Source organism: uncultured Sanguibacteroides sp. (genome assembly GCF_900543425.1).
GTDB lineage: Bacteria > Bacteroidota > Bacteroidia > Bacteroidales > Marinifilaceae > Gabonibacter.
Genome location: NZ_UQRQ01000014.1, coordinates 39,463 through 54,514, shown reverse-complemented (window position 1 = coordinate 54,514; position 15,052 = coordinate 39,463). Strand labels below are relative to the sequence as shown.

14 protein-coding genes are annotated in these 15,052 nt (G+C 39.9%); 3 read left to right on the top strand and 11 right to left on the bottom strand.

Going from position 1 to position 15,052, the window contains the following annotated elements:
* Window positions 1-103: 103 nt before the first annotated feature.
* From QZR76_RS09185 to QZR76_RS09135, 11 genes are all read right to left on the bottom strand, one after another.
* Entirely contained in the window at window positions 104-1,375 is a 1,272-nt protein-coding gene (locus QZR76_RS09185; protein ID WP_294142459.1) for a HAMP domain-containing sensor histidine kinase, read from the bottom strand.
* Window positions 1,372-2,061: a response regulator transcription factor gene (locus QZR76_RS09180; protein ID WP_294142458.1), complete on the bottom strand. Its 690-nt coding sequence runs from the start codon at window positions 2,059-2,061 to the stop codon at window positions 1,372-1,374. The genes QZR76_RS09185 and QZR76_RS09180 overlap by 4 nt, the downstream gene beginning before the upstream one ends.
* A 156-nt stretch (window positions 2,062-2,217) precedes the next feature.
* Window positions 2,218-2,742, bottom strand: a complete 525-nt coding sequence (locus QZR76_RS09175) for a hypothetical protein (RefSeq protein ID WP_294142457.1) — start codon at window positions 2,740-2,742, stop codon at window positions 2,218-2,220.
* Window positions 2,743-2,765: 23 nt separating this feature from the next.
* Entirely contained in the window at window positions 2,766-3,977 is a 1,212-nt protein-coding gene (locus QZR76_RS09170) for a DUF4857 domain-containing protein (protein WP_294142456.1), read from the bottom strand.
* A gap of 19 nt (window positions 3,978-3,996) precedes the next feature.
* Window positions 3,997-4,665 carry a hypothetical protein gene (locus tag QZR76_RS09165; protein ID WP_294142455.1) on the bottom strand — a complete coding sequence of 223 codons (669 nt, stop codon included), beginning with the start codon at window positions 4,663-4,665 and terminating at the stop codon, window positions 3,997-3,999.
* Window positions 4,666-4,675: 10 nt separating this feature from the next.
* On the bottom strand, window positions 4,676-5,563 hold the full coding sequence (locus QZR76_RS09160; protein WP_294142453.1) for an ABC transporter ATP-binding protein: 888 nt from the start codon (window positions 5,561-5,563) through the stop codon (window positions 4,676-4,678).
* A 10-nt stretch (window positions 5,564-5,573) separates the two neighbouring features.
* The gene (locus tag QZR76_RS09155; protein WP_294142450.1) at window positions 5,574-7,103 is read right to left on the bottom strand and encodes a DUF6850 family outer membrane beta-barrel protein; all 1,530 of its coding nucleotides are present in this window, start codon (window positions 7,101-7,103) and stop codon (window positions 5,574-5,576) included.
* Between the two features lie 3 nt (window positions 7,104-7,106).
* Complete coding sequence (locus QZR76_RS09150; protein ID WP_294142448.1) at window positions 7,107-8,318, bottom strand: DUF4876 domain-containing protein; 1,212 nt, start codon at window positions 8,316-8,318, stop codon at window positions 7,107-7,109.
* A gap of 20 nt (window positions 8,319-8,338) precedes the next feature.
* Complete coding sequence (locus tag QZR76_RS09145) at window positions 8,339-9,541, bottom strand: DUF4876 domain-containing protein (RefSeq protein ID WP_294142446.1); 1,203 nt, start codon at window positions 9,539-9,541, stop codon at window positions 8,339-8,341.
* A gap of 10 nt (window positions 9,542-9,551) precedes the next feature.
* Window positions 9,552-12,335: a TonB-dependent receptor gene (locus QZR76_RS09140; protein WP_294142444.1), complete on the bottom strand. Its 2,784-nt coding sequence runs from the start codon at window positions 12,333-12,335 to the stop codon at window positions 9,552-9,554.
* Between the two features lie 183 nt (window positions 12,336-12,518).
* Entirely contained in the window at window positions 12,519-13,364 is an 846-nt protein-coding gene (locus QZR76_RS09135; RefSeq protein ID WP_294142443.1) for a PepSY-like domain-containing protein, read from the bottom strand.
* 260 nt (window positions 13,365-13,624) lie between these two features.
* Between QZR76_RS09135 and QZR76_RS09130 the strand changes: the two genes are divergently transcribed.
* The 3 genes from QZR76_RS09130 to QZR76_RS09120 all read left to right on the top strand — a co-directional run bounded on the left by QZR76_RS09130 (window position 13,625) and on the right by QZR76_RS09120 (window position 15,050).
* Window positions 13,625-13,870 (top strand): TIGR03905 family TSCPD domain-containing protein, encoded by a 246-nt coding sequence (locus tag QZR76_RS09130; protein ID WP_294142441.1) that lies wholly within the window; start codon window positions 13,625-13,627, stop codon window positions 13,868-13,870.
* 142 nt (window positions 13,871-14,012) lie between these two features.
* Window positions 14,013-14,171: a hypothetical protein gene (locus tag QZR76_RS09125; RefSeq protein ID WP_294142439.1), complete on the top strand. Its 159-nt coding sequence runs from the start codon at window positions 14,013-14,015 to the stop codon at window positions 14,169-14,171.
* Between the two features lie 264 nt (window positions 14,172-14,435).
* Window positions 14,436-15,050, top strand: coding sequence for a porin family protein (locus QZR76_RS09120; protein WP_294142437.1), 615 nt, complete (start codon window positions 14,436-14,438; stop codon window positions 15,048-15,050).
* Window positions 15,051-15,052 lie beyond the last annotated feature (2 nt).

Sequence of the window (15,052 nt, the reverse complement as noted above, 5' to 3'; positions counted from 1 at the left end):
ATTTTGATACAAAAAAACGACTGAATTTGGGAAAGATTTGGGAAAAACGGCCTTTTGTGAAATTTTTTTGAGATAAACGGTAGTTTTTATTTCTTCTATGATATTATCGGATCCATTGTAATTTAAAATGATGTTTTCCGTCGTATTGATACGAAACTTGAATCCGGTAAAGTGTAGCTATGGATTTTATGATGGACAAACCCAGTCCGGTAGATTCACTCTTTTTATGTCCGGAATAAAATCGTTTAAAAATCTTTTCCTGATCTAAGGGCCCTTCGGCATCTTCGTTGGTAAACAATATACTGTTATCGGTTATACGAATTGTTATTTCGCTTTTTTCTGGAGAATGCAGAAATGCGTTTTTTAACATATTGGTGATGAGTGTAGTTGCTAATGATTCGTTCATGGGACGGATTAGCTCAGCCTCTTCGTTTACATTTGTCCGGATAGATTTACTCGCGTATATTTCGGAAAAATCTTCTATCATATCTCGAATCAAGGGGTTAAAACGGACCTCTTTCTCGTCATGGAATTGTCCGTTTTCGATACGGGAGAGTAATAAAAGCGATTTGTTTAACTTTACACTTCGTCCGATATTTTTTTGTATTTCCTCTATCTCTTGCAACATCTCCTCGTTGCCTTCTGTTTTTTCTGCCAACAGCTCTAATTTATTCTGACAGATGGCCAATGGGGTTTGTAGTTCATGAGAGGCATTTTCAATGAACTGCCTTTGCTGTGCATAGAGTTCTTCATTTCGACGGGCCATCTTTTCGATGGTCGCGTTCAATTGTTTAAATTCTTTGATTTTAGTCGGATTGTCTAAAGGTTTACAGTTTGTACCCAATGTGAAGGTATCCAACCACTTCAGTAATTTGTGGAGAGGACGTAAGCTCTTGCGAAAAACGATCTCCGTGACGATAAGAATGGTGATTAATAAGGTGGCATATAGAATAATGATCCATTGAATTATGGCTTCGATCATATCGTCCTGTTCCAGGGTCGAGATCATGATTGTCAGTTCGTAATAACGATCGTCCTTGGATTTAAAAGAGGTTTGGAGTACTCTTACCGGGTCGTCTTCGAGTTCCACTTCGTAAAACCGGGTGGAATCGAAATAACGTTCCTTGTAGTTTTGAGCTTCCTTTTTGGATATTTCCCGAATGGAATAATGGGTCATTACATCTTTGCGTTCGCCAGTCACAATCCCGTTCCGAAGGGATTGTTTGATGATCAGTTCCTTTGTGTTCTCAAGCGTATCGTCTGTTTCATCCATGATTTCATCCAAAATATTCAAATAAAACAGATAAGCCCATATGGAAAGGATTACGATCAGTAAGACCGAGAGACGAGCGAGCGTGTGATGAAGTAATTTCATAGTTCTTCCGGGTGAGAGATTAACTTGTAACCGAAACCGTAAATAGCTTTTATTTCGGGAATTGCTCCGGCATTTTTCATTTTCTTGCGTAGGTTTTTCACCTGTGAATAGATAAAATCAAGGCTATCTGCCTGATCGATACGGTCACCCCATACGGATTCGGCTAAAGTCGTTTTGTTGATTAGCCGACCGGGATTGGTTACGAAATAGTAGAGCAAATCGAACTCTTTCCGGTTTAAAGTTAGTTCCGTACCATTAACCTGAACGGTGTGTTGATCGGGGTATACGCTTAGATTTTCCAGTTCTATACCTATGTTCCCGTCTTGTTGATTGCGACGGATAACCGATTTAACCCGCGCATTGAGTTCTGCCAGATGGAAAGGTTTGGCTAAATAGTCATCGGCTCCGAGATCCAATCCGGTAACTTTATCTTCGATGGAATCCTTTGCCGATATGATAATAACGCTTTCTCTTTTTTTGTTTTTCTTTAGCTCTTCGAGTAAAGTAAGTCCATTCCCATCCGGCAGCATGATGTCGAGCAATATGCAGTCGTAATCATAATCATTGATTTTTAGTAAGGCGGAATGGAAATCTGGAGCCTGTTCCACGACAAAGCGCTCTTTTTCCAAAGATTTTGTCATGACTTCCCGTAAATTCTCTTCGTCTTCAATAATCAAGATTTTCATAGTGACCTCTATTATTTTGAACAAAAGTAGTGAATTATTCTGGAAAGAAACTGGAAAGAATGAATTGTTGATTGACGATTAAGTGATTTCGTGATGAAGTAATTATAATAATAATTACCCAATCTCTAAATCACTTAATCACCTAATTATATAGACTTATTTTACGATTTCGTAGTCTATGCCCTGCAGATAATAGATGGAGTAGAAATCTTTATTGTTTTTTTTCATCCATTCCCGCATCTGGGTAATGTTATTGTTTTCCGAATCACAATGTTCTCCCTCTTCTTCTCTTTCCTTGATCTTTTTTTCCCAATTGTCGATGTATTCTTGGGAGAGACGTTGTTCTTTTACGATTCCGGTGACTTGTATTTCCGAGCCGACCAACTCTTTATTAAAGCCTTTGATATTACCGGAGGCTTCTACCCGGAGGGTTGTTTCTCCGCTCGGGTTAGTAATGAAACAACGACGCCCGGAGTTGCTACAGGTATGTTTTACTTTTCCCTGCAAGACGATCGTATCGTTTACTTTGTGTTCTGCCACTTGCAGCAGACTATCTACATTCAGGCTTGTTTTAGTTTGTACGGTTGTCGTCTCTTTTTTTGTTTTTTGACCTTCTTTGCAGGAGGTTAAAGAATAAAAAAGAGTTCCTGCCAAAATTAAAATAGTGATTGTTTTTACCATAGTATGATTTATTAAATGAAACATTATTCTTTTTCGTTATTAAATAAAGTTATCGTGATGAATCCGGCAATTCCCGTGACGAGAACGATTCCGGCGTATCCGTATTTCCATTTGGAGATTCGTTTGCGATAGCCTGCCAGCAATAAAGCGGCCAAGATGATGTTTAAACCCAATGCTTCGAAATGATAAGTGGAGAAACGGGGATAAATATAGGCTGAATCGCTTTGTTGAAACTGAATGGTAAACGGAAAGAGATAAGAATGAATCTTATCCCAGGTAGATAGGGTAGCCGGACGGAACAGATGATCCACTTGCTCCATTGTCTGGTTTCTTAAGGCGTATACGGATTCTCCTTCCTTCGTCTCCTTGACTACGTTCCAATAGAGTGGATTGGCCATAATGGATATCCGGTCTTGTTGCGGGTTCACGTCCTCCAAGACTTTAACCAATCGATACTGATCCGTTGAAAGGTAATAGAAATTGTGGTTCGTGTCGAACAAGAATCCGTACATACTTCGATTTTCCACGTCTATTGGAAGCATCGCCAGTACCTGCATGGAGTCTCCTGCTTTGGTGTCTTTTACAAAAGGTTTTCCGTTTACCATTTTGATATGGAAGAGGTGATTTTGATGATCCAGTACGAAGTATCCTTCATCGTAATTTTTTCGATTGCTCGGAATCCCGCTTACCCAGCGGGCAGGAAACACGAAGCCGTTTTTTTCCAGGGCTTGTTGGAAATGATCCGATTTCTCTTTGTTTACCCGGTTGCTCTTCATATCAATAAATTCTATTCTGTTTTTCAGGCGGAACATATCATCCGGGTTTTCGATATTTACCTTGCCGGAAAAGGATTCGAACATGGGATACAATGCGATGATCGGGGTATGAATATCTTTAGGTCTGTACCGGAAGAAAAAGGTATTCCGGGAAATAGTGGGTATGTCGATGGCTACCCCTTCGATGGAGTCGGGTAATGCCTTATCCATGGCTAATTGCCGATAGTAAAAGAGCGGAAGAACCCTGTCGAACTCTTTATCAGAGTAAATGTTTCCGTCAGTATCCCGCCCTCTTACCTGATTGTTTTCCATATCGAGAAAACAGAATTTGTGGATAACGGAACTGTAATAGGTAAACGGATAGCGGGAGACAGAATCGGTTGCAATCTGGAATAGAGCGGGAATGATCCATGATAGAAGAACGATACATAGTCCGATATAAATGAGTTTTATTTTCATGTCGTGTTATTATGGTATTTTATTGTAAACCGGTTTTAAAACGCCCGATCGAAATCCGAGGGAGAAAAAATAGAATAACCAGACTCCCTGTCAGGAATGGGAACAGATACAGATAGGCCCAGGAACTCTCTTCTATAAGAAACAGAGAAAGCAGTAACAAGCCGATAACCGTATTTTCCAACCGTCTTTCCCACGTGGGCTCAAGAACGATCCAGGCCGTCAGCAGATAAGCGGCAAATCCGCCCAGAATTTGCGGTAAAACGGTTCCGATCCATGCCCATACTATCTCTTCCGGAAAATGAAAGGATAATCCCGACAAAAACAAAAGGTAGGAGATAAGAAACAGGATGAATAATGTACTTAGGCCGTATCCTAACATGACAAAAAGTATCCGGTTTTCACTTAAAGGCAGATGTAGTGTCAGTTTCAAGCGTTTTTTTACTATTTCCGGAATATATTGGGCTAAACCGATAGCGATACCTGCCAATAAAGGGAAGTATTTCAATTGATTCAATAGTACTACGTTTTTAATGATGAAAACTTCCCATAAATGAGCCATTCCCACGTTTCGGACGGCGCTGTTCAGGCGTAGGGCAATATATCCCATGGCCAGCATAAAGACCGTTAATAAAAGAAATAATACCCAACGGGTTTTAATCCATTCTTTGAAAAGTAGAGCTTTGTTCATGTTCTTTTTTTTATTCATATTTTCCTGTTAAACCGATAAAAGCATCTTCCAAGGAGAGTACATCTTCCGTTAAGTTGTGAATCGTCCCTCCGTCTGATTCTAAAATATTCCGAACCTCTTCGGCAGATTCGAAAGAGTAGGTTTCCCAATGGTCTACGATAAATTCCGTGTGCCATAAGGAGGGGTGGTAGGGAGGGAGTATCTCTTTTTCGATTACGAACCGAAAACGGTGAAAACCTTGTAGAATCTCTTTCGTACTTTTGTGAATCAAGAGTTTACCGTAGTCTAAGATCATGCAATCGTCGATCAGCATCTCCATATCCTGAATGATATGGGAGGTAAGAAATATGGTTTTGTCTCCTCGGGAAGCAAATTCTTTCAGATACTCCACGAACAGGCGACGGTATCCCGGATCCAATCCCATGGAGAAATCGTCTAAGATCAACAATTCCGGATCTTGGGCGAATAGAAGTCCCAGAGCGACCTGCGAGCGTTGTCCGCATGACATATGATTTATTTTTTGATGGGGAACCACTTTTAATAAATGCATCAATTCGTAAAAGGCCTCCTGTTTCCAACGGGGGAAAAAGGCCCTATAATATTTTTCGATTTGTTCGATCGTAAAATAGGAGTGCAGGATATGGCCTTCCAGTAACAGTCCTATTTTGGCTTTTGTGGCAGGAGTGATTTGCTTCATATTCTCTCCGAGCAGGAAACACTCTCCCGAACGGGGTTTCAGGTAGCCGTTCAGAATATTTATAATTGTCGTTTTACCCGTGCCGTTTTTCCCCAAGAGGCCGAGAACCTTTCCTTTTTCGACTTCGAAATTTAAGTTCCGATAGATTAATTTCTCTCCGTAATAATGTGTAATGTTTTTACATTCAATAACTTTTTCCATGTATAATACTTTAAAAAGTGAGTCCTCCTTTTATCTGTACACCGTCGTTGTGGATGGAATTAGTGTGGAGGTGCTTGCTGTAGTAAAAGGAAATAAATATACCTTTATCTCTGGCAACGGGATGATCCCAACGTATGGAGGCCGAACCGTTTTTTCCATTACCTGACAAATTGGAATAATTGATTTGTAGCGGGTAAAGCATTTTTTGCTTTTCTTCTATTTCCGTCAGTTGCAACTCGGAGTCATAGGTGTAATTGTATTCTCCTTCCAAATGAAATTGGAAGATGGATTTTTTGTACACGGCAGATAACCGGAACTTCACTCCTCCCGAGAGGTGACAGAGCTTTATCAGGCGATGCGGATCAGCGTATTTCATCTCTATGTTATTCATTCCCAGGCGGGGTAGGATAAACCATTGATACCGCTTGTTTTGGGAACGTCGGCCGTATGTCGTTTCCAATGTTATGTGATAGTTTTGAAGCGTGAATTGTTGGGCCTCTCCGATTTGTGGATAGATATTACTGGCGGCATCCCCGAATAGATTTTCGATCCCTTCTTTCGATAGTAGTTTTCCTCGGAATTTGACACTCCATTCCTGGTTTTCCCGTTTGAATCGATATCCCATTTCTATAGCTCCGTTGTTTTCGTTCAATTGATTGAGTGGTAGTTCGTTCAGATCCGAGATGATTTTTTCGAAGGTAAAATAATCGTAGGATGCTGTGATAAAGATTCCTTGTTTCGTTTTAGGAAACAGAGAGAGACTGCTGCCGTACCCCCAGCCCTTATAATAAGAATTGGTATTATTGCCCGAGAAACGGTTGTAATCCATGCCTAATCCGCTGGAATGAAATATTTTAATACCTCCTAATTCACTAAAGAACTTGATGAGATTCGTTTGTTTGTACTTTCTTACATGCAGTGCGATTCCTCCGGAATAACGGGATTTTGTTTTTAGAGTAATACCGGCGGAAACATTCAGATCCGAAGTGGTGTTTTTCGGTCGCGGATCTACCCGGCGATACTCCATCAGAGCCCGATAATCGGCATATATGCCCCATACTGTTTTTCGGGTATCCTGGGCATAGCCTCCCGCAAAGAAATATTCTTCGTAAGTAAGATTTCCTCCTAACGTATCGGCTGAAATATAAGGATATACAATATCCAGATCAGAGCTCTCGTTGTAAGTGATATCTTTTTTCTTGCCGCTATAGAAATGGGCTTTTCCCCATACCTTACTGTTCTTTTTTAAGGAAAGATAGGAGGAGGCGTTAAACATGAGGCTTTCATCTCCATTCCCCTTTTGAAGTATAAGCGATTTATTGGCTTTTTCGTGTTTCCATCCTAAGCTGAGTTCAGAAAAGGTTATATTCCTGAAATAATAATTTATGGCCGGATTACGATATATTTGCGATGCAAAGTTCTCTCCCGGAGAGAAATATATTCGAATCCGTTCCGTCGGAGGAATAGAATCCTCTGCCCTTCCTGTAAGATAGCAAGCGAGTAAGATCAGAATAAAACTTAAACGAGAGCTCATGTTCATCTGTTAATTCTTTTTTAATGTCGGTGTGGCTTTGGCTTCGAAATCGTTGGTCGAATTATTCGTGTCTTTTAGAATTTTTCTTCCATCCGAGGTCGTGCTCAGCGTTTTTCGTTTGATACTTTTTCCGTATCTGTCATTATCGTTTTTGATTTCGGCACAATAGGTCCATCCCATATCCAAATTAGGAGCCGTGACATTCCATACGTATTGGGATACGTTACTTACGTTAACGGCATCGATGATCCATTCGTTCGGAATTTTATAGGCGCTGTTACTCATGGGATAGGTTCCGCTGGGCAATACCATCGTATAATTGTAATCATATTTATAATCTTGTAGGAAAGTCTCCTTATCTACACCTAATCGACCGATGGCATATGCTTTTAGACCTTGTTTATGCATGGTCCAGATTGTTTTAGAGGAACAATAGATCTTTTCCATGTTCGGTACGGGGGTGTCCACGTCGTTTGTGCCCTCGTCAAACCATTCGAAATCAGCGTTGCTCAGGTCGAATGAATTGGGGTTCGTTTGTGAATGATTTTTACCGATATCGCAGATCAGGATCGATTCTCCGGGGTTTACGGGATGTTCGTTTCCGCTTCCAGGGATTTTATAAACAGCCGTGACGGCAAAATGGGTGGACATAATATCCGGATCGTATTCGTATTTTGTCGAGGTCAGGAATGCCGATTCCAGGATAACCAGGCCGTCGGCATATAGAATATTATCGGAATTATTATAGATTTTGATGTATTGATCCCCGTCGTATACCTCTCCTTCCGGCGTAATGTTTCCGACAAAAAATACCTCTTCTATCACGAAGTTTGCCTTCGCGTCGTGTAGGAATAGAGGAAGAGTTATTTGATTTGTTTCTCCGGTGATGTAGACCGATTCTTTATAGCCTTTTACCGTACCTTCCGTTACTTTCTGATCTAAGGTATATTGAATCTTTCCTTCGACGGAGAGGGTATATAGACCTTCTGCTAACGTAAGAGTGACTTTATTATCCGAGAAATCGGTACTTGTTATCGTTCGGTTCGTGTTCGTATTTTTCAATGAGACACTAAGGTCCGATAACTGGACATCGTTTAATCCTTCAGGAGCGGTTAAGCTTAAGGTGTACACGGTTGTTTTTATGCTATCGTTCTTATCGCAGGCGTGAAGTCCGATAATACAGCATAGGAGTAATAGATAATAGAATGTTCTGTTTTTCATGATTTTATATTGATTATTTATTATTTTTTCAAAGAGGGGATTGCTCCATGGATGAAATCAACATTGGAATTGTTGGTATCCTGTAGTATTTCTTGGCCGTTGCTACTCTTTTTCTCTATTTTCCGTCTGATACTTTTCCCGTATCGATCGTTACTACTGGCATTTTCAGTGACGAATGCGTATCCCATATCTACGGACGGTGCCGTTACGAGCCATTCGTATTCTTTGGAGGGGCAAAGATTCACGGCGTCTACAATCCAATGGTTGGGTACTTGATAACAACTTTCGTCGTTTACTAACGTACCCCCGGGATAAACAAAGGTCCATTTATAATCGTATTTGTTATTTTTCAAAAAGTTTTCGGTCGATACGGGCAGACGAACTAATGCATAAGTTTGATTCCCCTGATTGTTTATTATTAGGAAGTTATAAATGTTGATCATATTCGGTACTTCGGGATTGTCGATGTCTCCCTCGTAACTTCCGTCCAAGTATAGTTCGAAATCGGCCTTTCTCAGGTCGAAGGAGTTAGCCGTGGCCTGGCGATGATCAATGGCATCGGTAGCGATGATCAGTGATTCTCCAGGTTGCACCGGGTGTTCGTTTCCGTTTCCCGGGATGATGACAAGGCTATTGATTGCAAATCCTGTAGAGCGAATATCGGGAGAAATATCTTGTTTATAGTTATTGGAAAATTCTGAAGATACGATGGCTAAGCCATCTGCATATAATATTTTGTCCGAGTTATTATATATTTTGATATACTGATCTCCGTAGTATTGTTTGCCTTCGGCAGTTTGTGTTCCCGCAAAAAAGATTTCGGAAATGACAAAATCTGCATTTGAACTGTAAAGGAAAAGCGGGATATTACTATTCATCGTTTCTCCCACGACGCTTACGGATTCTTTATATCCTTTAATGGTAGAGGTTAATTGTTTTCCTTCCCAAGTATAATGAATTTTTCCTTCTACTGTAATATGATATAAACCTTCAGGAAGATCGATTGTTACTTGGTTGTTGATACATGAGCTTTCGGTGCTTTTTTTACCGGAATTTACGTTTTCAAACGTAGTTGTAATGTCAGAAAGGGTGGCTTCTTTCAAACTGTCGGGGGTACTCAGGTTTAAAGTGTAGTTCGTGATCTTAACCTTGTTCTCGTCGTCGCAGGAGAATAATCCACAGACACAACCGATAACGAGTAATAGATATGCAAATCGTTTCATAATACTTTATTTAAAGTTTGATATTTAATTCCATTCCGAAATAGGGAGAAACATTTCGACGTATTTTAATTCCGTTGGAGGTATAATCCGGTGTATAGTCCAACATCTTGTTCACGAAAAGGGCTAACCTGACTTTTTCTTTGAAAGTCTTGGTCGCTTTGAAATTAACGTAGAAATAGAGCGGTTCCGTCTGCTTTTTCCACAATATGTCGTTATAATTGACAATTAGCCATTGACGCTCGGTGTGAGTTTTGTCGGTTTCGGTATAGTCGTGTTCAACTCCTTGTATGTCGATGTATTTTATTGGAATCCCGTTTTGTTTTATATTTCGTTGACTGGAAAACCACATGCATTGTACGGAAGTGGCAAAACTGAGTCCCAACGAGGGCAAATAGGTGTCGAAAGTAAAGTTGGTATTTAATTGTTGTTTATTGTATCCGCTATCGTCTTTATAAAGTCCTACATAGGGAAGTTCTTTTCCTCCGAGAACTACCGACGGTTTGCTGTATATAGGCTGGCTGTTACGATAGATGGATTTGAACCAAGCCCCGTTTATCGTTATTTTGGTTTGAATAAAAGGGATCCGTTGGGAAGAATATTGAAATTCGATACCCTCTTTGAGTATGGTACTCCCGTTGGTTGTAATATTATAGGATGAGATAACGGTATCAAGCACATAGCTTACTTCATTTAAATCCGGAGGTCCTTGTAACTGGGAGGCATCGACCGAGTTATTATCGTATTTTTTATATTCGAATGTACGAAACCGGGATGAATTTCGGAAGCCTGAATTTAGTTGTTCATGAAAATAGGTGACGGATAACAAGTGTTGTCGATAAGAGAGGTCTGCCCGTAATTCTATCTTTTTATTTCGGGCGGGTTCCAGCTCGTAATTCGTGGGGTCTATTTTATAGGTCCGGATGTTTATTCGTCTGAAAGCTTCGTTCGTGTGGTAATAGTTAAATTGGATAAAGTCCCTGTAAATCAGATTAGGGTAAAGGTCTGCCAGTACCGGAACTTTAGTATGCCATCCGATACCTCCGGCTATTTGTACCTTTAAGGCATCTCCTTTAATAAAGAGGGAGGGAAGGCTCCATAAAATATTGATCCTCGGATCCCAGTACAATTTTCCGTGCATTCTATAGGTACTTTTCAAGTTTAATGAAGAGAGGGAACGAATACCGGCCGAGATCGTCAAATCATGGTTTTTAACGGGTACGTATAGAACATCCTCGACAAAGAAGGAGAGTTCGTGTCCGGCAGGAATATCTTTATAGGGACGAGGCCTTGCGCTCATCGAAGGGTAGAGGGGTTGTGAAAGATCGTAAACTTGTCCTCGACCCAGATTTTTGTCCATACTCCATTCGATTCCGGCTTTTATGTTATGCGTAATTTGATAAGTGGAAAGTTGAAAATTGCCCGCTACTTTGGCGTATGCGTTTATCGGTTGTCCATCTACCAATAAGTGGGCTGTATATTGATAGGGGAGGAATACCCCGTCGTATTCACCTTCTTCGTCATGGGTAGGAATAGGAGTATCCCGGTTTAAGGAAACAAATTTGGTTTGTTTTATTTGATCTTTTTGATAATTCACGGCTGTCAGCAGGGAAAATGAACGAATAAAAAGTTCTTTTTTTGTCCTCCATTCTACCTGATTGGAGATGGCCATACGATTATAGGTGGATTTATACCGGTCTATTTTCTGATAACTGATGTCCGGGTCACTTTTCTGATTATCGAAAGATCCTCCATAGTCCAGATTTAAGTTATAATTGACCTCGTGAGAAGAGGTTTTCCATTGTTTATAGATTCGCAAAGATGTGGTGAATCTCTTGTAATTTTCCAGGTTATTCCGGGGATCGGGTTTGGCGTTCAGGTAGTCGATGCCGAAGTTGAAATTCCAATGGTTTTGGGTGGAAAATCCTTTCCCGACATAAAATAGTTTGCTGCCTGGATCTGCTTTAAAGCGAGTTTCCCATTCGGTATATCCTGTTTTACGTTTTATTTTAATCAACCCACTGGTCAGATCTCCGTACTCTACGGAAGGAATACCCCGAATGATTTGCACCGTTTCAATATCGTCGGTGGGAATGGTTCGCATATCGACACCTTTTCCCGTGATGTTGAGACTATAACTCTTTTCACTTTGTGAGCTTCCTAATACGTATTGCATATTGGCATCCGTGCTGATGGGAACCCCGTCGATCATAAAAGAAGTTCCCAACGAAGAGGTATTGTATTGTTCGGAAGAAGTGCCTACTTCCCGAAGTCCGATCAGGTTCACCTTTCCCAGGGATGGGTCTTGGGACATGTGTCCGGGTACCAATGATAAAATATCCGAAAAGCTGGAAGGTTGCAACAGTTCCATGGCTTTGCGATCTATCCGGGAAGAACTTGTCAATCCCCTGGATTCGGAAGCCGTGACCACTATATCTTTTAATTGTGTTGCGGTCGGGGTCAGGAAAAGGGACAGGGACGTGTCTCTGTCCAGTACAAGAGGACGGATCAGTTTTTGATAACCTATAAACGAGATATGGAGTTGATATTCTCCTTGTGGTATATTTCTTAATCGGCACTTGCCCTCCGTATCCGTTATCGTGGAAAATTGTCTTTTACGAATGGAGTCCTGAAGCGATACCGTTGCGAATTCCAATTTTTCGTTTGTTTGTGCATCTATTACCGTCAGGTTTAGATTAAACTCACTACTGCCTTTTTGTGCAAAAGACAGTAGTGAGAAAAAATGTACATTCAGAAGTAACAAAAACACCTTAATAAACCATAATCTATGAGTCATCCTATGTACTACTTTTAGTGTTAACAAAAATAGGTCGGATGAAAGAGGTGGGCAATCACTATTTGTGGGGATTTATAGCTGGTGTTTATCCCCATTTGTTGGGATAAAAAATATTCCGGGAAATGACAATGTCATCTCCCGGAATACATGAAAAGTTTTTTACTAAGTTGATTGTATTTGAACTTATCGTTTAGGCATGTTCGAGATAACCTCGCCATTTGCCGCGTTAAGCGTGAGGTTGATCTCATTATTTCCTTTTTCCAAATCGAAGATATAAACTTCTGAACCGTTATTCCTTTGTTGAAAGTGGATATCGTCTATACGGTAATCCTTATAACCTGCCCTTTGTAAGGCATTCAGTATGGATGCCGGGACACTATTTTTACGTACTTCCCAGGTGGTGGTTTGCCATTGATCCTGGGTATTGAACACTACCTCTTTTTTTAGGTTATTGTCGAATATTTCTACCTCAAGCATGCCTTTTTCCCGATCTATTTCAATGATCGTCGCTTGAGGATATTTTTGTTGGATAAAAGTAAAAACAGCTTGCGGAAGTGTTTCCGGTAAGTGCTGCTTCATGCTATGGGACATTCTCTTCAGGAGTATGCCGTTTTCGGTATAATAAAGATCGATTTCTGTTTCGCCTTTTTCAATTTCCAGAATATAGATTGTCTCCATTCCCATTCTTTCGATCTTTTTTACATCTTCTGTTTTCCAAGTAGCGTATTCGCTTGTTATAAAGTTGTTTTTGATTATTTCCGGTAATAAATTATAAGAGAGTTCGCTTTGGGTCATTTGCCATGCTCCCTCTTGATTGAACCAAGCTTCGGTCTCTGTATTTCCGATATAAAATTCGGCAACATAATAGTTATGTTTCGTTTCCCATTCCACCCGTTTGGCATCGGGATATTTTGTTTTAAGTGCTTTAACTATTTTCGGGTCGGGTACACGGTGTTTGTCATATACGGTATTTGCCGTGGCCACGATAGTGGTCATTAGAATGATTATAAGTGATAATGTTGTTTTCATATTTTTTCGTATTTATATTTTTATTGTTTTACTATCGTGGATCGTAAAAAGTTTCTTTTTCAAGAAGGATTTATTTATCATGATAGGGTAAAATTTGTTCAAAGGGATGACACTACCGGGGATTGTAAATATTTTTCGGAGATGAAAAATGGTTTCCGCTTGGACATAAGCCGGGGTATGGCCTTTAACAATTAATTAAATTGCTTTTTGATCTTTGTCGTATAAATTTTATTTTTGTCTTGTTAATAACGGATGGCGATATGAAAAGAGAGATTCATTTTATTCCTTCTGCTGAGGTTTGTTCAAAGGAGATACATATCGAACTGGAAGAAGATCGAATTACTGGTGTGCGTTTTGTCGGAGGATGTCACGGGAATACTCAGGGGATAGCTGCTTTATTGTGTGGTATGGAGAGAGAAGAAGCTATTCGGAGGTTACAGGGAATATGTTGTAAGCAAAAAACGACATCCTGTCCGGACCAGTTGGCAAAGGCCTTGCAAGAGTAGATAAATCTGATAAATGCTATTTAACAATTTTAAGAAATATCCAAGGAAAGATTTGGATAAATAAAAATATTGTTATATATTTACTGGAAAGAAAGAATCGGAGCGAGTGATGGATATTTGATATGCTTAATTCGAAAAGACTATGAAACTAAAAGGAAATCAAATGTTTATCGTGATCTTTTTACTGATCGTCATCACGGGTATCGTTGCTTACACGTGGATGGGATGGGCTGAGATGGTTTGCGGGTTCTGTCATGCGGTACGGGAAGTTTTGGCATCCGGTAAAATGATTGGATTATAACATAAAAGTGAAAAATGACTTCTTCCGGTAGTCGGATTGAGAAGTTGAACAGGAAAAATTTTACTGCATTTCCTGAGAATATAATAACGTGATGTCTTATTTTTTCATATGCTGTTTTTGTTGACTTCGACGGTTTCCTGAATAGTAATTTTTATTTGGCCTGCTTTTTGTTTGGATAATTTTATATATTTGTAACGATTATCAACGTGTTTATTGTGTAGATGATTGATAGTTAGAATAATAAACCAAACAAATTATTAGAAAATGAAAAAATTAGTATTAATGGTGGTGACGGCGGTTGTATTGTGTGGTACAGCAAGCGCTCAAAGTTTGTTTAAGGCAAGGGTAGAAGGTGTTACGGGAACTGAATTCTATTTCGGACCGAAATTCGGTTTTAATCTTTCCAACCTGCATAATTCTGAAATGGATAATAAATTCAGCTTTCATATAGGTGCGTTTGCCGAGTTTAAATTCAACGACTTTTTCGGTTTGCAGCCCGAGCTATTATACTCTCGACAAGGAGCTCGCGATAAAGTTGAAGGGGTAAAAATAAAATCGAGATTGAATTATTTAAATATTCCGGTATTGGCCAAATTCTATGTGTTGGAAGCTCTCAGTATCGATTGCGGTCCGCAATTGGATTTAGTGCTAAACGGAAAACATGTGGCTAAACAGGGAGGAACTACCGTAAAAGAGAAAATCCGGAAATTAAATACGGTCGGATTGACCTTTGCTCTTGGAGCTACTTACCATTTCGATATGGGATTGATGGTATCGGCCCGTTATAATTTAGGGTTATCTAACGCTATAGATAAAGATGCATTCGGAGATAATAACCAGAATAGATTGTTTCAGCTTTCTGCTGGTTGGAGATTTTAATT